The following is a 19,813-nucleotide window of genomic DNA, read 5'->3' on the forward strand; positions in this document are numbered from 1 at the left end:
AAATAGAATGTAAAAAACCTCTCCCGCATAATTAAAGCAATCATACAGAGATAAATAAAGCATCGACATCATTACAGGTAATTAAAAGTAATCCGTCTGTATTTTAAGTCAGTATTCGGTGTTTATGGGTATAAATAACAGCACGACCTTCACGACAAAAACCTACCAATGTTAAACCTGAATCATCAGCCAGCTTTATAGCTAAAGCGGTAGGTGCTGATACGGCCAATAATATCTCCACACCAACAGAGGTAGCTTTCTGGACTATTTCGTAACTTGCCCGGCTGGTGATAAGAATTGCGCCTTGCTGTAAGTCATTATTTTGTGCCCGGGCACCAATCAGCTTATCCATGGCAATATGCCGCCCCACATCTTCATAAACTGCCTTGACCTCTCCGACCGTATTCAGCCAGACAGCTGCATGGGTGCATCCTGTGGTCCTAGCTAGTATTTGGCTGTCATACAACGATTTAACCGCTTGATTTATCACTGACAAGTTAATTTTACCAGTATCCAAAACCGACGATACCGGCTTAATTGCCTGCTTAAGATGCTCAACACCACATAAGCCACATCCCGTTCTTCCTACCATATTACGGCGCCTTTCCTTTAACGCCATAAAGCGCCGCATTTGCAGTTCAATATGAACTTCAACGCCAATTTTATTATTTATTATTTCAATATGTTTTATTTCTTTAATATCATTTATGATTCTTTCTGATAAAGAAAAACCTATCGCAAAGCTCTTTATTTCAGAGGGTGTCGCCATCATTACTGCATGGGAAACACCATTATAAATAAGAGCTACCGGTACTTCTTCAGCAATAAAATCGACACATTCTGTTTTTATTCCATTCTCATATTTAATTATTTCCATCTCTGAATACTCTACGTAATCATGAGATTCATCACGCGATAAATTACAAAGCATAGAACTTAATATATTAATAATTGACGACATTAAAATTGCAGTTAGAATAACCGACTTCCTTTGTAATACAATTATTATTTAATAAAGTGAGCGAGTTGACTTTGAATATAAGTAGACGTCAATTATTTAAATTATGCGCCGGAAGTGTTGTGAGCACTTCAATCGCATCGCTGGCAGCGATCCCGAAAAAAGCCTGGGCTCAGGCGCGGGAATTCAAGCTGACTGCCGCGAAAGAAACGCGAAATTCCTGTTCATACTGCTCTGTCGGTTGTGGTCTGCTGATTTACAGCCTGGGTGACGGTGCAGGTGATATCAAACAAAAAGCCTTCCATGTTGAAGGGGATCCGGATCATCCGGTAAGCCGCGGCGCTCTTTGTCCTAAAGGCGCAGGTCTTGTCGACTTCATCAACAGTGAGCAGCGCCTGAAATACCCTGAATACCGCGCACCTGGTTCAGACAAATGGCAGCGTATTTCCTGGGAAGAAGCCTTCAGCCGCATCGCCAAACTAATGAAACAAGACCGCGATGCCAACCTGATTCAAACAAACGAAGAAGGCACCACAGTGAACCGCTGGCTTTCAACCGGCATGCTGTGTGCGTCGGCAGAAAGCAATGAAAACGGCTGGTTAACCCAGAAGTTTGCCCGCGGTATCGGACTGGTATCAGTTGACACCCAAGCTCGCGTTTGACACGGCCCTACGGTAGCAAGTCTTGCTCCAACATTTGGCCGCGGCGCGATGACCAATCATTGGGTAGATATTAAAAACGCTAACCTGATCCTGGTTATGGGCGGTAACGCCGCTGAAGCTCACCCTGTCGGTTTCCGCTGGGTAGTGGATGCACAAAAACACAATAACGCAGAACTCATTGTTGTCGATCCCCGCTTTACCCGTACAGCGGCGCTGGCAGATCACTATTCGCCGATCCGTTCAGGTAGTGATATCGCCTTCCTGCTAGGCGTGATCCGCTACCTGATAGAAACCGACCAGGTGAATCACGAATACGTAAAAGCGTATACCAATGCGAGCTTTATCGTTCGTGACGACTATGCGTTCCACGATGGTCTGTTCTCCGGCTACGATGCGGAAAATCGTCAATACGACCGCAGCAGCTGGTTCTATCAACTGGATGACAACGGCCATGCACTGACGGATGAAACCCTACAGCATCCGCGTTGTGTGTGGAACCTGCTCAAAGAGCATGTGGCCCGTTATACCCCGGAAGTGGTGACCAACATTTGTGGTACGCCGATCGACGACTACAAGAAAATTTGTAAGGCCCTTGCCGCAACAGCTGCCGATGATAAAACGGCGACGATCCTGTATGCGACAGGCTGGACCCAGCACTCCAAAGGAGCGGAAAACATCCGTTCGATGGCAATGGTACAGTTGCTGCTTGGCAACATGGGCATGGCTGGCGGCGGTGTGAACGCCCTGCGTGGTCACTCCAATATTCAGGGGATCACCGACCTTGGTCTGCTGGCACAAAGCCTGCCGGGCTACCTGAAGCTGCCGTCTGATAAAGACGTCAACTTTGAAACGTATGTTCAGAATCATACACCTGTACCACTGCGCCCGGATCAAACCAACTACTGGCAGCACTACCCGGCATTTTTCGTCTCCCTGATGAAATCGTTCTGGGGCGACAAAGCAACAGCTGAAAACAACTGGGGCTTTGAGATGATGCCGAAGTGGGATCAGATGTACGACATGATGAAGTACTTCGAGATGATGAACAAAGGCGAAGTCAACGGCTATATCTGCCAAGGCTTCAACCCGCTGGCATCCATGTCGAACAAGAACAAGGTCATCAACAGTCTGTCGAAGCTGAAATACCTGGTTGTGATCGATCCACTAGTAACGGAAACCTCAACCTTCTGGCAACACAAGCCGAATGTGAATGAGGTAGATACCACGAGCATTGAAACTGAAGTATTCCGTTTGCCGACCGCCTGCTTTGCCGAAGAAGACGGTACGATTGTGAACTCATCACGCTGGCTGCAGTGGCACTGGAAAGCCGCAGACAAACCGGCCGAAGCCAAAGGCGATGCCGAAATCCTTGCCGGTATCTTCCTGAAGATGCGCGAGATGTATCAGCATGAAGGTGGTACTTATGCCGAGCCAATCCTGTCGCTTAACTGGGATTACGCTAATCCGGAAGAGCCGCAGACCATTGAGCTGGCAAAAGAGTTGAACGGTAAGAACGCTCAGGGCAAACAACTGTCGAGCTTCTCTGAACTGAAAGCGGACGGTTCCACCAGCTCGTCCTGCTGGCTTTATGCCGGAAGCTGGACTGAAGCGGGTAACCAAACAGCACGCCGTGACAACAGCGATCCATCCGGTTTGGGTCTGACACCGAACTGGGCATGGTCTTGGCCGGCTAACCGCCGCGTACTGTATAACCGCGCTTCTACTAAGCCAGACGGTACACCGTGGGATAAACGCCGTACTCTGGTTGAATGGAAAAACAACCGCTGGACAGGCCCGGATGTGCCTGACTTCAACGCCAAGCTTTCGCCATCGAGCAATGCCGGTCCGTTCATCATGCAGCCGGAAGGCGTCGGCCGTCTGTTTGCGCTAGATAAAATGGCCGAAGGCCCGTTCCCGGAACACTATGAACCATTCGAAACGCCGCTGGGCACTAACCCGCTGCATAAAAATGTGGTTTCGAATCCGGCAGCACGGATCTTCAAAGATGATTTGGCTCAGCTTGGTGACAAGGAAGCTTTCCCGTACATCGGTACCACATACCGCCTGACGGAGCACTTCCACACCTGGACCAGCCATTCGCGCCTTAATGCGATTGTCCAGCCTGAGCAGTTCATCGAAATCGGTGTTGAGCTGGCAAACGAGAAAGGGATCAAGAATGCCGACATGATCCGGGTATCGTCAAAGCGTGGCTTTATCGAGGCGAAAGCCTATGTGACCAAACGGATTGCTCCGCTGCATGTTAACGGCCAGACCGTACATACCGTGGGGATCCCGATCCACTGGGGCTTTGAAGGCCATACCAAGCCAAGCTACCTGGCTAATACCCTGACGCCGAGCGTTGGTGATGCCAACTCGCAAACGTCCGAGTACAAGGCATTCCTGGTTAATGTGGAAAAGGTGAAGTAAGCCATGACAATGCAATCTCAGAATATTATTCGCAGCTCTGCAACTTCGTCGCTTACGCCACCGGCTCAGGGACGACACCATCAGGTAGAAGTGACCAAACTGATCGACGTAACCTGCTGCAGCGGTTGTAAAGGCTGCATGGTGGCCTGCTCGGAATGGAACGATCTGCGTGAAGACGTCGGCAGCTTCCAGGGCTCTTACCAGAACCCTGAAGATACGACCGCCCATGCCTGGACCACGATCCACTTTAAGGAAGTGGAAGAAGACAACCGCTTCAAGTGGCTGTTCAGCAAACATAGCTGTATGCACTGCTCGGATCCGGGCTGCCTGAAAGCCTGTCCACAGCCCGGTGCCATCGTTCAGTACGAAAACGGCGTGGTGGATTTCAACTCTGAAAAATGTGTCGGCTGCGGCTACTGTATCGCCGGCTGTCCGTTTGATATCCCACGCCTGAATCCGGTCGATAACAGGGTGTACAAGTGCACCCTGTGCCTCGACCGCTTGCAAGCTGGTCAGGCGCCATCGTGCGTAAAAACCTGCCCGACCGGGGCTCTGCGCTTCGGTGCTAGGGAGGAAATCCTGCACTATGCCGAGCAACGTGTTGCTCAACTGAAAGCCAAGGGGCACAGCAAAGCCGGGATCTATAACCCGCAAGGCGTTAACGGCACCCATGTGATTTATGTTCTTCATGATATCACTCAGCCGGAGCACTACGATCTGCCGAAAGAGCCGAAGATCGGCACCTCGGTAACCTTGTGGAAAGACGCGCTCAAACCGCTGTCGGCAGCCGGTTTTGTCGGCACCCTGGCGCTGGCGGCCATCCACAGGATCACTGTCGGTCGTAACCGGGTCAGAGCCGAAGAAGAAAGCGAATCACACCAGGACAGCAAGGCAGAAGGAGATAAGTAATGAATGGGGAAAAAACCATTTTACGTCATAAGCCGTTAGATCGCCTTGCCCACTGGACAGTGGCTTTCACCGGGGTGATGAGCCTGCTTTCAGGCCTGTCATTCATGTTTGCGCCGCTGCACTGGCTGAGCTTTATCTTCGGTACGCCGCAGCTGGCACGCATCCTTCACCCTTTCTTTGGGGTAGCGATGTGTCTCGGCCTGTTCTTCCTGGCTTTCCGGTACTGGCACCACAATCACTTTGAACAGGGTGATCTGAAATGGATGCTGCGTATTAAAGATGTGCTGCTGGAAAACGAAGAGCGGATCCCGGAAGTCGGTCAGTACAACCCGGGGCAGAAACTGATCCTGCGTCAGTTCCTGGCATCAGCCGTTCTGCTGTTGGTATCCGGTATCGTCGCGTGGCGGGCCTATTTCTCCGCTTACTTTGATATTGAGTATGTTCGCCTTGCCCTGCTAACCCACTCGGCCATTGCGGCGCTGTTTGGCATCAGCCTGCTGATCCACGCTTACATGGCGTACTGGGTTGAAGGTTCTATCGAAGGCATGCTTGACGGCAAAGTCTCACCAGCTTGGGCGAAACAGCATCACCCGCGCTGGTATCGCGAGTTATTTGCTAAAAAAGCACCGAATAAAAAGACCCAAAGTAAAGAAACACATAAATAAGCCGTTCGCGGCTTCAACAGAAGCTGCAGGCACATGCCTGCAGCTTCTTTATTTTTCTTAGAAAGGTTAACCCATGAGTGTTCGCATTCTTGAAAAAGACACCATCACCCGGCAGTCTGCCGATGGTTTCAAACCGCTGATCATCGGTCAGCCGCAAACCATTTTTGAATCCCGCGCCGCCCGACTACGCCAGCTGGCCAAAGAGTCATTTATGGCTGACTACCTGCTGCTGGTCGGCCAAATCACCCAGGCACAGGCAAACCTCACCGCAACCTACCAGGATAAAGTTCAGCTTCAGGCTAAAATCAGTAAGCAAACGCCGCTGAGTGTTCAACACTTTGAGCCGGAAAACATCTGGTTAGATATCCTGAATGATCTGATCGAACAATTGGCTCCGCTGGTCAGTGACGACATCAAAACAACACTAGAGCAACTGAATCAGCAAGCAAACGATGTGCTGGTGAATTATGGCAAAGCACTGCGTCAGAGCAATTTCGAACGGGTGCCAGCCGAACAAGCGATCTTCATCTGGGCGGCACTCAATACCTTCTTCAGCCTGCTTGTAGCCAACAGCCGTTTTGAATGGCAGCAGGAAGGAAATGAAAACCTGCACCATTGCCCACTTTGCCACAGCGCGCCGGTTGCCAGCATGGTTAACGATTCAGGGCACCGCTATCTCCACTGTAGCCTGTGCGAAGCACAATGGAACAGTATCCGCGCCCAATGCACCCAGTGCGGTGACAGCCGCCAAATCAAACTGGCCAGCCTGAAAGAAAACGACGCTCCGGTTCGCGCCGAAACATGCAATGAATGCCAGAGCTACCTCAAGCTGATGTTCCTTGAAAAAGACCATCAGCTTGATGCTGTTGCCGACGATCTGGCCTCGCTGGTCCTTGATGTCAAACTCAGCGAAACCGCCCTGCTGCGCAGCGGCTTCAATCCGTTCCTGCTTCCCGTTTTACAGTGATCAGAAAAAATCATGACTGCGAATAACTTATACGGCCGACTTCCGAGCGTCGACAGGCTCCTGCACCTTGCGGAGCACCACAACCTGCCTGAACGACATGGCCGAACCAATACCCTTGTCCGGATCCGCCAGCTTCTCGATGAAGCCCGCCAGGTTATTCGCCAGCAACAGCAACTTCCCTCATGGATTGGTAACAGGGACATTGACGAACCGCAACTCTGCCGACTGTTGGCTGACGGACTGGAAAAGCAGTCCCAGCCGGGTCAGCGCCGGGTGTTCAACCTGACCGGCACTATACTCCATACCAACCTTGGCCGGGCCCAACAAGCCGAAGCCGCGATTGCTGCAGTTACTCAGGTCATGCGCCATCCGGCGACACTGGAATACTCACTTGCCAACGCACAACGAGGCCATCGAGATCAGGCCATCAGCCAATTACTGCAAGAACTGATCGGATGCGAGGATGCCTGTATCGTCAATAACAATGCCGCCGCCGTGCTTATCATGCTGGCGACAATGGCTGCCGGTAAAGAGGTGATTGTCTCTCGCGGTGAACTTGTGGAGATCGGCGGTTCATTTCGAATTCCGGATGTCATGAAACAGGCTGGCTGCAAACTGGTTGAAGTGGGTGCCACCAACCGCACCCATTTACGTGACTATCAGCAAGCTATCACGGCTCAAACAGCCTTGCTGATGAAAGTACACACCAGCAACTACATGATTCAAGGCTTTACCAGTGCAGTCAGTGAATCCAAACTGTGCCAGCTTGGCAAAGAACAACAGCTCCCGGTTGTCAGCGATCTGGGCAGCGGTTCACTCATCAACCTCGCCGAATACGGCCTGCCAGCCGAACCCATGCCACAATCTATGATTGCTGATGGCATCAACCTGGTCAGTTTTTCCGGGGATAAATTACTTGGCGGCCCACAGGCTGGGATCATTGCCGGTGACAAAGAACTGATTGAACAAATCCAGCACCACCCACTCAAGCGGGCACTACGTTGTGACAAGATGACACTGGCATCTCTTGAAGCGACTCTTAACCTCTACCGTCACCCGGAACGACTACCTTGTGAACTGCCAACACTGGCGAAACTCACCCGTCCACTAAGCGAGCTGAATACTCAGGCGCAGCGGCTTCTCCCTGTACTTCGACAATGGGCAGGCTCGCATTTCCACCTTCAGGCTGAGCCAAGTATGGGACAAATCGGTAGCGGAGCACTACCGACAGAACAGCTGATGTCAATTGCTATCACCTTCAACCCTAAATCAGGCTCAAACCAAAGCCTTCATCATCTGGCTGAGCAACTGGCAGGCGGAAACATCCCGATTATTGGCCGGATTCATCACGACAAACTTTGGTTATGTATGCGCGGCCTCAGTCACGAAGCCGATTTCATTGAACAAATCAACACCCTGATTGCCAACCAGCACCAAGAGATACCCGCATGATTATTGTGACAGCCGGACACGTCGACCACGGCAAAACCCACCTGCTACAAGCACTGACCGGAACTGATACCGATCGCCTGCCGGAAGAACAAAAGCGAGGTCTTACGATCGATCTGGGCTACGCGTTCATGCCACTGTCTTCGTATCATCAGTCATCGGATAATCAGCAATCAGATAACCCAGAGGCTTCCCCGGACAACATCCTCGGCTTCATTGATGTTCCCGGCCATGAGAAATTTCTCAGCAACATGCTGGCTGGTGTCGGCACCGCCCGGCATGCCATGTTTGTGGTCGCCAGTGATGAAGGTCTCATGCCGCAAAGCTACGAGCACCTGAAAATTTTGCATCTTCTGGCAATCGAAAGCCTGACGGTCGTGTTAACCAAGTCAGATAAAGTCAGCAAAGAACAACAACAAAACAGAGAAGCAGAACTGGAAAGGGTTCTCACACAATATGGTTTTTCATCATGGAAGCTATTTGCTTGCTCTGCATACACCGGTGACGGCATCGCCGAATTGAAACAACACCTCAAAGCCCTGACAGATAAATGCAATCAGCAACCCAAAACTATCAATAGCTTCAGACTTGCCATAGACCGAGCCTTTACCGTCAAAGGCACAGGACTGGTTGTGACCGGCACCGCCCTGAGCGGCCGGGTAAAAATAGGCGATCATCTGTATCTGGCATCACGACAATTACAAAAGCCTATTAAGATCAGAGTAAGAAGCCTGCATTGCCAAGGAAAAAAAGCCGAACAAGCACATGCCGATCAACGTGTCGCTCTCAATCTGAGCGGTGATATTGATAAAGACAAACTGTCACGAGGGGACTGGTTGTTTGCTATAGAGCCACAAGCACCCAGTTCTCGGATCACTGTCACTCTAAAAGCAGATCAGGCCATAAAACACTGGCAGCAAGTACAGGTATTCCATGTTGCTTCCCACATAACTGCCCGCTTGGCGCTACTTGAACAACAACATATTGATGCCGGGCAATCAGGGCTTGCTGAGTTGGTGTTTGATAATCCACTGCACATTACCGAACAGGACAAATTGTTGATCCGTGATCCGGCCGCCAAGATCAGCCTGGGTTCAGCAACAGCCATAGAACTATCGCCACCAACCAGAGGCAAACGCAAACCTGAACGCCTAACCCGGCTGAACCAGCGGGCCACACTCACTCAACCGCAGAATATATTGCAGCTGTCACTACAAAACGCGCCGGTTCATATCGACGATTTCTGCTGGCAACATCAATTATCACCAGAAGATCTCTCAAAGCAGGTTGATAATGATAAGCAGCAAATAATTCAAAGCTGGCTTTGCCATTTCTCTTACTTGGAAGATTTGGAAAACCACATAATAGAGAGCCTGACCCTCTATCATCAAAACTGCTGTGATCATCTTGGAATAGGCAGGGATCGCCTGCACCGAATGGCTACACTCAGCCATCCAAAAACAATCGTCGATCATCTACTGCAAGTAATGGTGAATAAAAACAAGCTGTGTAATACCAGAGGCTGGCTGCATCTGCCGCAGCATCAATTACAGCTAACAGCTGAAGAACAGATTTTATGGCAACAAATCGAATCTGAATTTGAAAAAGCAAAAGCACCATTATGGATTCGGGACATCGCCAAAGCTTGTAACCGAGAAGAAAAAGCCCTGCGCCTGTTCAGCTATAAACTAGCTCAACTCGGCTTCATCACCGCCATAGTCAAAGACCGCTACTGCACGAACCGCGCACTGATCACTATTGCCGATATCATCAGACGAAAAATAGCTGAAGAGAAAAAGTTAGAAACCGCAGATTTTCGAAACCTCACCGGGCTTGGGCGTAAAGTTGCTGTACAGCTATTGGAATACTTCGACAAAATCGGCTTTACCAGACGCTATCAAAACCATCGTCTTCTAAGGGATGAGGGGTTATTTAAAGAATAAGAGAAAGTGGCGGAAGAACATAGGAGTCGAACCTACCCAGGACTGCTGGCAGCCCTACCCGGATTTGAAATCCGGACGCATCACCGGATACGCCGTTCTTCCGTCTAATTTGTGTGACATATTTTATGTGCAAGCAGCCTTCTTTTCAATACTTTCCTCATAAAAGAATCGAATTATTTATTAAATAAATCAGGCAATTAACCTATCATGCATTAATATAAAACGAGCCTGTAACTCAAGCAAAAAACAGTCTTTATACTTGAATTCAGCTTGTTACTTTTCCTCCACTTTCTCTTACCAGGCTAGGCCATTCTGCTCGAACCATTCCTCAGGAAACACACAGTCCATAAGCTCAGATTTAGCGACCACTTTGAAGCCTCATTATCAGCTCAATCACGTACAACTTTATTACCCATGATGAGCTAAAAGCTGAACGCTTTTTCATTTATTACTTTTCCCTCTATTTTTACCACAATAAGTATCTGATTTTTAATGATTTTATTTCTGCACAGCTTTTTACCCACTATATTCTAAAAGCTAAAAGAGCTGTACATGCTTTCATTTTTCTACTTATCACGCTAACAATAATCCACTTAAGAACATGAAAAATAAGAAAAAAATGCGAAGAGAGACAAGTCGACAGTCGGAGTCGGCCTTTTGGGCACGACAAGAAAATAAAGGACTTTCTGGGAAGCTGGGGACAAATAAAAAAGGGTTAGAGTAGCAGGCCCTGCGTTCGCAGTCTGAGGTTTCTTAATAAGTGGCGAAGCGACTCCAGCAGGGTTCATTCGTCCGTAGGACGAGCATAGAAAAGTCCAAACGTAAAAAAGCCCAAGTCTTTCGACTTGGGCTTAGTATAAGTGGCGGAGCGGACGGGACTCGAACCCGCGACCCCCGGCGTGACAGGCCGGTATTCTAACCAACTGAACTACCGCTCCACTCAATTCTGAGTAGCAAATAAAGTCTTACTGCTCGCTGCTTTATTTGTTTTTGCCTTCATCTTTTTCTCAAAAAGATGAAAACCTTAAGCAAGCCTGGCGATGTCCTACTCTCACATGGGGAGACCCCACACTACCATCGGCGCTATTACGTTTCACTGCTGAGTTCGGCATGGGATCAGGTGGGTCCATAATGCTATGGTCGCCAAGCAAAATTCTTACAATCTCGGAAAATCTGACTATGTTCTCGCACTACATTCAAGTGCTCATGGAGTCCTATAAAACCCCTTGGGTGTTGTATGGTTAAGCCTCACGGGCAATTAGTACAGGTTAGCTCAACGCCTCACAGCGCTTACACACCCTGCCTATCAACGTTCTAGTCTTGAACAGCCCTTCAGGATACTTGAAGTATCAGGGATGACTCATCTTGAGGCTCGCTTCCCGCTTAGATGCTTTCAGCGGTTATCGATTCCGAACTTAGCTACCGGGCAATGCGTCTGGCGACACAACCCGAACACCAGCGGTTCGTCCACTCCGGTCCTCTCGTACTAGGAGCAGCCCCTCTCAATCATCCAGCGCCCACGGCAGATAGGGACCGAACTGTCTCACGACGTTCTAAACCCAGCTCGCGTACCACTTTAAATGGCGAACAGCCATACCCTTGGGACCGACTTCAGCCCCAGGATGTGATGAGCCGACATCGAGGTGCCAAACACCGCCGTCGATATGAACTCTTGGGCGGTATCAGCCTGTTATCCCCGGAGTACCTTTTATCCGTTGAGCGATGGCCCTTCCATTCAGAACCACCGGATCACTATGACCTGCTTTCGCACCTGCTCGAACCGTCATTCTCGCAGTCAAGCGGGCTTATGCCATTGCACTAACCTCACGATGTCCGACCGTGATTAGCCCACCTTCGTGCTCCTCCGTTACGCTTTGGGAGGAGACCGCCCCAGTCAAACTACCCACCAGGCACTGTCCTCACCCCGGATAACGGGGCCAAGTTAGAACATCAACACTACAAGGGTGGTATTTCAAGGACGGCTCCACAGATACTGGCGTACCTGCTTCGAAGCCTCCCACCTATCCTACACATGTAGGGTCAATGTTCAGTGCCAAGCTGTAGTAAAGGTTCACGGGGTCTTTCCGTCTAGCCGCGGGGACGCAGCATCTTCACTGCGATTTCAATTTCACTGAGTCTCGGGTGGAGACAGCGTGGCCATCATTACGCCATTCGTGCAGGTCGGAACTTACCCGACAAGGAATTTCGCTACCTTAGGACCGTTATAGTTACGGCCGCCGTTTACCGGGGCTTCGATCAAGAGCTTCGACCTAAGTCTAACCCCATCAATTAACCTTCCGGCACCGGGCAGGCGTCACACCGTATACGTCATCTTTCGATTTTGCACAGTGCTGTGTTTTTAATAAACAGTTGCAGCCACCTGGTATCTGCGACTGCCGGCAGCTCCAAGAGCGAGTCTCTTCACCGCCAGCAGCGTACCTTCTCCCGAAGTTACGGTACCATTTTGCCTAGTTCCTTCACCCGAGTTCTCTCAAGCGCCTTGGTATTCTCTACCTGATCACCTGTGTCGGTTTGGGGTACGATTCCTTACTATCTGAAGCTTAGAGGCTTTTCCCGGAAGCATGGCATCAATGACTTCACTGCCGTAGCAGCTCGACATCGGGTCTCAGCCTAACGTATTCCCGGATTTGCCTAAGAATACAGCCTACACCCTTGAACCAGGACAACCGTCGCCTGGCCCACCTAGCCTTCTCCGTCCCCCCATCGCAATAGTAAGAAGTACGGGAATATTAACCCGTTTCCCATCGACTACGCCTTTCGGCCTCGCCTTAGGGGTCGACTCACCCTGCCCCGATTAACGTTGGACAGGAACCCTTGATCTTCCGGCGAGGAGGTTTTTCACCCCCTTTATCGTTACTCATGTCAGCATTCGCACTTCTGATACGTCCAGCAAGCCTTACGACTCACCTTCAACCGCTTACAGAACGCTCCCCTACCCAATACGCTAATGCGCATTGCCGCAGCTTCGGTGTATAGCTTAGCCCCGTTAAATCTTCCGCGCAGGCCGACTCGACCAGTGAGCTATTACGCTTTCTTTAAATGATGGCTGCTTCTAAGCCAACATCCTGGCTGTCTGAGCCTTCCCACATCGTTTCCCACTTAGCTATAACTTTGGGACCTTAGCTGGCGGTCTGGGTTGTTTCCCTCTCCACGACGGACGTTAGCACCCGCCGTGTGTCTCCCGGATAGTACTTACTGGTATTCGGAGTTTGCAAAGGGTTGGTAAGTCGGGATGACCCCCTAGCCTTAACAGTGCTCTACCCCCAGTAGTATTCGTCCGAGGCGCTACCTAAATAGCTTTCGGGGAGAACCAGCTATCTCCAGGTTTGATTGGCCTTTCACCCCTAGCCACAAGTCATCCGCTAATTTTTCAACATTAGTCGGTTCGGTCCTCCAGTAAGTGTTACCTCACCTTCAACCTGCCCATGGCTAGATCACCTGGTTTCGGGTCTAATCCCAGCAACTGTACGCCCAGTTAAGACTCGGTTTCCCTACGGCTCCCCTATTCGGTTAACCTTGCTACTGAAATTAAGTCGCTGACCCATTATACAAAAGGTACGCAGTCACCCCGAAGGGCTCCTACTGCTTGTACGTACACGGTTTCAGGTTCTATTTCACTCCCCTCACAGGGGTTCTTTTCGCCTTTCCCTCACGGTACTGGTTCACTATCGGTCAGTCAGGAGTATTTAGCCTTGGAGGATGGTCCCCCCATGTTCAGACAGGATATCACGTGTCCCGTCCTACTCGATTTCACTCGTTATGCGCCGTCGGCTACGGGGCTGTCACCCTGTATCGCCAAGCTTTCCAGCTTGTTCACCTAACGCAAGACTAGCTTAAGGGCTAATCCGGTTTCGCTCGCCGCTACTGCCGGAATCTCGGTTGATTTCTGTTCCTCGGGGTACTTAGATGTTTCAGTTCCCCCGGTTCGCCTCACTAGGCTATGTATTCACCTAGTGATACTTGCTTATGCAAGTGGGTTTCCCCATTCGGAAATCCGAGAGTATAGTGATTCTTACCATCTCCTCTCGGCTTATCGCAGGTTAGCACGTCCTTCATCGCCTCTGACTGCCAAGGCATCCACCGTGTACGCTTAGTCACTTAACCATACAACCCCAAGAGGTTTCGTATGGCAAACAACCAAGGTTTTCCATCTGAGTAAATGATGGAATAGTTTTGCCGGACTCTTACACAAGACACTTGAATGTGTATTGCTTGAGAACTCGTTTGTCTTTCGACAAACAATAATTCAATTATGAATTACTAGTCAGCTTTCCAGATTGTTAAAGAGCATGTGTTTCGTAATCTTTTAAGATTCAAACCACTTTCTAATGACTTTCTACATAATCGTACAGGCGACAAAAAGCGGACTCAATAAAGATAATCTTCATTGAATCTGCGAATCCGTGCAGAAAATAATTAGAGAGTGGTGGAGCTATGCGGGATCGAACCGCAGACCTCTTCGCTGCCAGCGAAGCGCTCTCCCAGCTGAGCTATAGCCCCATCATGGGTATCTTTCAAAAAGAAAATTGGTGGGCGATACCGGGCTCGAACCAGTGACCCCCTCCTTGTAAGGGAGGTGCTCTCCCAACTGAGCTAATCGCCCTCCGATGTTTTACATCTTCCGAAGAGAAGATGGTGGGTCGTGCAGGATTCGAACCTGCGACCAATTGATTAAAAGTCAACTGCTCTACCAACTGAGCTAACGACCCGTGGCGTCCCATAGGGGAGTCGAACCCCTGTTACCGCCGTGAAAGGGCGGTGTCCTAGGCCTCTAGACGAATGGGACTAAGTACTTATCCAAGTTGTTGGGCAACTTGAATGCTCTCTACATTTTAACCAGGCAATCTGTGTGGACACTGCATCAAATGATGCAATCTATCGTTAAGGAGGTGATCCAGCCCCAGGTTCCCCTAGGGCTACCTTGTTACGACTTCACCCCAGTCATGAACCACACCGTGGTAAACGCCCTCCCGAAGGTTAAGCTATCTACTTCTGGTGCAGCCCACTCCCATGGTGTGACGGGCGGTGTGTACAAGGCCCGGGAACGTATTCACCGTGGCATTCTGATCCACGATTACTAGCGATTCCGACTTCATGGAGTCGAGTTGCAGACTCCAATCCGGACTACGACATACTTTCTGGGATTCGCTCACCATCGCTGGTTGGCCGCCCTCTGTATATGCCATTGTAGCACGTGTGTAGCCCTACTCGTAAGGGCCATGATGACTTGACGTCGTCCCCACCTTCCTCCGGTTTATCACCGGCAGTCTCCCTGGAGTTCCCACCCGAAGTGCTGGCAAACAAGGATAAGGGTTGCGCTCGTTGCGGGACTTAACCCAACATTTCACAACACGAGCTGACGACAGCCATGCAGCACCTGTCTCACGGTTCCCGAAGGCACTCCTCTATCTCTAAAGGATTCCGTGGATGTCAAGAGTAGGTAAGGTTCTTCGCGTTGCATCGAATTAAACCACATGCTCCACCGCTTGTGCGGGCCCCCGTCAATTCATTTGAGTTTTAATCTTGCGACCGTACTCCCCAGGCGGTCTACTTAACGCGTTAGCTCCGAAAGCCAGAACTCAAGGTCCCAACCTCCAAGTAGACATCGTTTACGGCGTGGACTACCAGGGTATCTAATCCTGTTTGCTCCCCACGCTTTCGCATCTGAGCGTCAGTCTTTGTCCAGGGGGCCGCCTTCGCCACCGGTATTCCTTCAGATCTCTACGCATTTCACCGCTACACCTGAAATTCTACCCCCCTCTACAAGACTCTAGCCTGCCAGTTCAAAATGCTGTTCCGAGGTTAAGCCCCGGGCTTTCACATCTTGCTTAACAGACCGCCTGCATGCGCTTTACGCCCAGTAATTCCGATTAACGCTCGCACCCTCCGTATTACCGCGGCTGCTGGCACGGAGTTAGCCGGTGCTTCTTCTGCAGCTAACGTCAAAGATGCACGCTATTAACGTACACCCCTTCCTCACTGCTGAAAGTACTTTACAACCCGAAGGCCTTCTTCATACACGCGGCATGGCTGCATCAGGGTTTCCCCCATTGTGCAATATTCCCCACTGCTGCCTCCCGTAGGAGTCTGGACCGTGTCTCAGTTCCAGTGTGGCTGATCATCCTCTCAGACCAGCTAGGGATCGTCGCCTTGGTGAGCCGTTACCCCACCAACTAGCTAATCCCACCTGGGCTAATCCTGACGCGAGAGGCCCGAAGGTCCCCCTCTTTGCTCCGAAGAGATTATGCGGTATTAGCTATCGTTTCCAATAGTTATCCCCCACATCAGGGCATATTCCCAGGCATTACTCACCCGTCCGCCGCTCGCCGCCCATAATTTCCACCGAAGCTTCTATTATGTCGCTGCCGCTCGACTTGCATGTGTTAGGCCTGCCGCCAGCGTTCAATCTGAGCCATGATCAAACTCTTCAATTCAAGTTTTGGCTCAATGAATACTGATAAATTGACTGTGGATACTTAAAGTATCTTTGGCCACTCAGTTCATTGATAAATCTTTTTGACTAATCATTTCACGAGTGCCCACACAGATTGCATGGTCAAATTGTTAAAGAACTTGGTTATCAACCTGTTCGCAATGAACATTTTTCGTGACAACGGAAGCGAATTATAGGGAGATATTCAGCGTTGGCAACCACTTTTTATAAAAAAAAGATTAAACGCACACATTTTAAGCACCTATACCATTTATTGCTTTTAAAAAGTAGTAGAAAAAAAAGGAAAAGAACTCTCAAAAGCCTAATCAAACTCGCTGTATTTAGAAATAACAGTATCTAAGGTCACTGATTGAGGATTATCCCACCGATCTTCCCAACTAACTGTAACAGTAACCTGTTTGGCTCCAGTTACAGGGGCATCAGGTATTACAGTGACTTCTCGATGTACTGACATCCCTGCCATTGATATTGACTTCATTTCATCCTTTATTTCATTATACAAAATCGTACCTGTCGCGGCACTCTGTGCCCGCGTACGAAACTGTTCAAGTTTTTCTTCCGCCAGATACAATGCATCAATGCTATGCAGCGCATTCTCAGACTTTACTTCCATATAGGTTTGCAACTTCACTAAACCCAACACTCCAACAGAAAGGACTAACAATGAAATGAGCACCTCAATTAAACTGAAGCCACTCTGATTAGAAGTCATGCCAGGAACCCTCAACCCAAGTCAATTTCCCATTAATATACTCACCTGTCTTATCAGCATTATATGAAGGGATGACAGAACCATTAATCCTAACAGTTCGTCCAGGTGCATCAATTCCAATTGCGCCATCAATATAGGTTGAACCATTGACAAAAAAGCTCACATTTAAAAAATTAGGATCGATATCTGATTCATTGAATGCTTTAACCGGAAAGCTAATATTATCAACTCGGTCTTCCCACATTGATTTTGCATCTAAAGCTGCCGACACATACTGATACAACAACCCGTTAAATGCCCCTGAAGCATTAAACTCAACAAAACCGTCATGGATCACCAGCATTATTGATTTATCTGAGACAACCCCACCAAAGATATTAGCACCTAATGCACATGAGCCATCTACCCAAATTTTCTTATTTCCAGCAAGAAAAGAAGCCTCCACTAATTTCGAGCATTCTGAAACCCACCCTTGTATCGTAACTTTATCACCGCCCTTTCCATTGATTGCATATGGACCGATAATGTCTCCTTCTGGATCTTCCGCAATATCACTTCTAACTGTTTGCCATTCAGCATGGTCGACACCAAATATATCCTTAAATACATCTACCTGAATATTTTCGTTTATATCCAACCCCTTAACTAAATCTCCTATAACAAAGCCTGCAGGGATGTTCGTTGTATCAAACAAGTTAGAACGATACCTGCTATCACAAGTAAACGTGACTTCACCTTTCGGACCTCCACCATGGTGACTAACTGTGCTATCCGTCGTTAAAAAATGTTCATCATTACCACTAGGGCTACTGATATAATTAACAATTCCACTTGTCACAACTGACTTACAAGCGAAGTGGCCTTCATTAGTAACAGTTTCTGTTGGATTTGGGACAAAATGCTGAGACCCCGTAAGCTCAAGTACCGAAGCATTCATCTTGATCGTACTATTTATTCCTCCACCAAACATAACAACCTTGGAAACGACTGATTCTGCAGTGAGAGCTGAAGAGGCTTCTGACACAACTTTAATCCAATTGCTTGAGGGAAATAAAAAACTAACGGTCGTTCCTACAAGGTCATGACTACAAGTGTTTAAATAAGTGGGATCACTAGGAACCCTGCCTGATCCTTTCATTTCTGCAAACGCACACTCCACTCCCCCTTCTGCAAGCCAGTGAGCCTGCCGAGCTAATACTTCATTTTGTGTACGCTTTATCTGATAAAATACATTTTTATACGATGCTAAAGATAAAATTAGAGAGGCAACCAACAGAGTGACGGTTATAAATAAAGTCATCATTCCATTTTGACTTTTCATCAATTCCAATTCCTTGCTTTTATTGTCGTTGATACTTTTTTTGAATAACTGCTTTTTTTTAATTTTGCTGTTATGCTGATATTCAGTAAAGTTGAGTTAGCTGCTGATGTAGCTAGTTTAGTCGGAATTACTGAAAAATTAGTCGTTGTAATGTATGAGGGGTCTAAAAGTTTTGCTACTGTTCCTTTACTACAGCTAGCATCATTTTTCGTAACCACGGTCCCTTTAGATACAATATCTAAGCACATTTGTAGAGAATCAGGGTTACCTTTTTTTAAGAAAAAACGTACAACTCTCCATTTATTATCCTCATCTTCATAAATATAACTTAATGCATCATTCGCTGGTGCGACAACGATTGTTGAAGTTGAACCAGACAATACCAATGACCCAGTATTATCTGAATTGTATCCCGCTCTTTGTGCATCAGTTTTGATCAGGTTTATAGCATCATTAATATCCTGAGCAAGCATCAATTCCTTTGTTCGCTCAGAAGCTAATTTATTCCCACTTATAAAAACGGAACCGACTACACCAAGTGCAATTAAACCAATACTTGAAGAAACCAAAAGTTCAATTAAAGAAATACCACTTTGTTTAATCAAGCTCCTAGTTACATTTTTCATAGCTATAGTAGCTCCCAGTAATACCACATGTTCTGATTCGACCAGATATTTGGCTCATTATTACCTTTAACTTTTTAGTGGAATCTTGGAAAAAACAATAACTACCTTTCTTACTAGAGGTCGCTCTAACAGGATCAATAGAATAATTTAGATAAGTCTCTGTTACTTTAATCGAAACTTTTTTGTGCTCCTTACCATCAATCATCACAATCGCGGCACTTTTGGCTGATGCTCGATTCGTTACCGAAGCCGCTTTTGGTGTCACAGCAAGTATCCACTTACCATCATCTTGATAAGTTAACTCCGCTGAATCATCCCGAACGAAATGTACTTTTAGCTTTTCATTTCGCATTACCGCTTCAGACTTTGCCTGAACCAACAACCACTCAATTTCGGTTGCCAGCCGTTTAATCTTATTTTCTTCGATAATTTTGGAAAAAGAAGGTGCTGCAGCACCGACAAGAATCATCATTACCGAAAGCGTAGTGATCAGCTCTAGTAAAGTGAAACCTCGCTTTACTCGACTACCCGAATGTATGAAATGTATAGCTGGCACAATAACGCGACCTATTTTCCAAGAACCCAATCAATCCGTGCTGACAACAAATAGTCAACTTGATTCACATGTTACCACCGCAGCAAAATAGGCCAGATTTAATAAAAAAGACTTGTCGAGTTAACTCTAATAAATCAGAGATT

General features: G+C 48.3%; 11 protein-coding genes, 6 tRNA genes and 3 rRNA genes. 6 read left to right on the plus strand and 14 right to left on the minus strand.

Going from position 1 to position 19,813, the window contains the following annotated elements; genetic code table 11:
• Positions 1-103 precede the first annotated feature (103 nt).
• Positions 104-961, minus strand: coding sequence for a formate dehydrogenase accessory sulfurtransferase FdhD (fdhD, locus tag AACQ93_RS13830; protein ID WP_232323317.1), 858 nt, complete (start codon positions 959-961; stop codon positions 104-106).
• A gap of 71 nt (positions 962-1,032) precedes the next feature.
• Between fdhD and fdnG the strand changes: the two genes are divergently transcribed.
• The 6 genes from fdnG (at position 1,033) to selB (ending at position 9,980) form a co-directional block, all read left to right on the plus strand.
• The gene (gene fdnG / locus AACQ93_RS13835) at positions 1,033-4,047 is read left to right on the plus strand and encodes a formate dehydrogenase-N subunit alpha (RefSeq protein ID WP_157097569.1); all 3,015 of its coding nucleotides are present in this window, start codon (positions 1,033-1,035) and stop codon (positions 4,045-4,047) included.
• A 3-nt stretch (positions 4,048-4,050) separates the two neighbouring features.
• Complete coding sequence (gene fdxH / locus AACQ93_RS13840) at positions 4,051-4,956, plus strand: formate dehydrogenase subunit beta (RefSeq protein WP_064605693.1); 906 nt, start codon at positions 4,051-4,053, stop codon at positions 4,954-4,956.
• On the plus strand, positions 4,956-5,621 hold the full coding sequence (locus AACQ93_RS13845; RefSeq protein WP_064605695.1) for a formate dehydrogenase subunit gamma: 666 nt from the start codon (positions 4,956-4,958) through the stop codon (positions 5,619-5,621). Before fdxH ends, AACQ93_RS13845 begins: the two co-directional genes overlap by 1 nt.
• Positions 5,622-5,694: 73 nt before the next feature.
• Positions 5,695-6,588, plus strand: coding sequence for a formate dehydrogenase accessory protein FdhE (fdhE, locus tag AACQ93_RS13850; protein ID WP_064605697.1), 894 nt, complete (start codon positions 5,695-5,697; stop codon positions 6,586-6,588).
• A gap of 12 nt (positions 6,589-6,600) precedes the next feature.
• Positions 6,601-8,040, plus strand: coding sequence for an L-seryl-tRNA(Sec) selenium transferase (gene selA, locus AACQ93_RS13855; RefSeq protein WP_064605699.1), 1,440 nt, complete (start codon positions 6,601-6,603; stop codon positions 8,038-8,040).
• Positions 8,037-9,980 carry a selenocysteine-specific translation elongation factor gene (gene selB, locus AACQ93_RS13860; protein WP_064605701.1) on the plus strand — a complete coding sequence of 648 codons (1,944 nt, stop codon included), beginning with the start codon at positions 8,037-8,039 and terminating at the stop codon, positions 9,978-9,980. The genes selA and selB overlap by 4 nt, the downstream gene beginning before the upstream one ends.
• A 7-nt stretch (positions 9,981-9,987) precedes the next feature.
• On the opposite strand, the gene AACQ93_RS13865 is transcribed toward selB, so the two are convergent.
• From AACQ93_RS13865 to AACQ93_RS13925, 13 genes are all read right to left on the minus strand, one after another.
• A tRNA-Sec gene (locus AACQ93_RS13865) sits at positions 9,988-10,082 on the minus strand.
• A gap of 759 nt (positions 10,083-10,841) precedes the next feature.
• A tRNA-Asp gene (locus AACQ93_RS13870) sits at positions 10,842-10,918 on the minus strand.
• A 94-nt stretch (positions 10,919-11,012) separates the two neighbouring features.
• A 5S ribosomal RNA gene (gene rrf / locus AACQ93_RS13875) occupies positions 11,013-11,128 on the minus strand.
• An 89-nt stretch (positions 11,129-11,217) separates the two neighbouring features.
• Positions 11,218-14,105, minus strand: a 23S ribosomal RNA gene (locus AACQ93_RS13880).
• A 320-nt stretch (positions 14,106-14,425) separates the two neighbouring features.
• Positions 14,426-14,501 (minus strand) — tRNA-Ala (locus AACQ93_RS13885).
• 27 nt (positions 14,502-14,528) lie between these two features.
• A tRNA-Val gene (locus tag AACQ93_RS13890) sits at positions 14,529-14,604 on the minus strand.
• A gap of 30 nt (positions 14,605-14,634) precedes the next feature.
• A tRNA-Lys gene (locus tag AACQ93_RS13895) sits at positions 14,635-14,710 on the minus strand.
• A gap of 1 nt (position 14,711) precedes the next feature.
• A tRNA-Glu gene (locus tag AACQ93_RS13900) sits at positions 14,712-14,787 on the minus strand.
• Between the two features lie 96 nt (positions 14,788-14,883).
• Positions 14,884-16,435, minus strand: a 16S ribosomal RNA gene (locus tag AACQ93_RS13905).
• Together the 16S, 23S and 5S rRNA genes with 5 tRNA genes alongside form the textbook arrangement of a ribosomal RNA operon.
• Before the next feature lie 321 nt (positions 16,436-16,756).
• Complete coding sequence (locus AACQ93_RS13910) at positions 16,757-17,167, minus strand: type IV pilus modification PilV family protein (protein ID WP_064605703.1); 411 nt, start codon at positions 17,165-17,167, stop codon at positions 16,757-16,759.
• Positions 17,157-18,488 (minus strand): hypothetical protein, encoded by a 1,332-nt coding sequence (locus AACQ93_RS13915; protein ID WP_064605705.1) that lies wholly within the window; start codon positions 18,486-18,488, stop codon positions 17,157-17,159. The genes AACQ93_RS13910 and AACQ93_RS13915 overlap by 11 nt, the downstream gene beginning before the upstream one ends.
• Positions 18,488-19,114: a PilW family protein gene (locus AACQ93_RS13920; RefSeq protein WP_064605710.1), complete on the minus strand. Its 627-nt coding sequence runs from the start codon at positions 19,112-19,114 to the stop codon at positions 18,488-18,490. The genes AACQ93_RS13915 and AACQ93_RS13920 overlap by 1 nt, the downstream gene beginning before the upstream one ends.
• Positions 19,098-19,670 (minus strand): pilus assembly FimT family protein, encoded by a 573-nt coding sequence (locus tag AACQ93_RS13925; protein ID WP_369808745.1) that lies wholly within the window; start codon positions 19,668-19,670, stop codon positions 19,098-19,100. Before AACQ93_RS13925 ends, AACQ93_RS13920 begins: the two co-directional genes overlap by 17 nt.
• Between the last annotated feature and the right edge of the window lie 143 nt (positions 19,671-19,813).

Origin of the sequence: Photobacterium sp. J15, assembly GCF_963870815.1 — a bacterium.
GTDB classification, from domain to species: domain Bacteria; phylum Pseudomonadota; class Gammaproteobacteria; order Enterobacterales; family Vibrionaceae; genus Photobacterium; species Photobacterium marinum.

Coding starts and splice junctions, on each gene's coding strand:
- fdhD (WP_232323317.1), bottom strand. CDS start 961: ATGTCGTCAATTATTAATATATTAAGTTCTATGCTTTGTAATTTATCG.
- fdxH (WP_064605693.1), top strand. CDS start 4,051: ATGACAATGCAATCTCAGAATATTATTCGCAGCTCTGCAACTTCGTCG.
- AACQ93_RS13845 (WP_064605695.1), top strand. CDS start 4,956: ATGAATGGGGAAAAAACCATTTTACGTCATAAGCCGTTAGATCGCCTT.
- fdhE (WP_064605697.1), top strand. CDS start 5,695: ATGAGTGTTCGCATTCTTGAAAAAGACACCATCACCCGGCAGTCTGCC.
- selA (WP_064605699.1), top strand. CDS start 6,601: ATGACTGCGAATAACTTATACGGCCGACTTCCGAGCGTCGACAGGCTC.
- selB (WP_064605701.1), top strand. CDS start 8,037: ATGATTATTGTGACAGCCGGACACGTCGACCACGGCAAAACCCACCTG.
- AACQ93_RS13910 (WP_064605703.1), bottom strand. CDS start 17,167: ATGACTTCTAATCAGAGTGGCTTCAGTTTAATTGAGGTGCTCATTTCA.
- AACQ93_RS13915 (WP_064605705.1), bottom strand. CDS start 18,488: ATGAAAAGTCAAAATGGAATGATGACTTTATTTATAACCGTCACTCTG.
- AACQ93_RS13920 (WP_064605710.1), bottom strand. CDS start 19,114: ATGAAAAATGTAACTAGGAGCTTGATTAAACAAAGTGGTATTTCTTTA.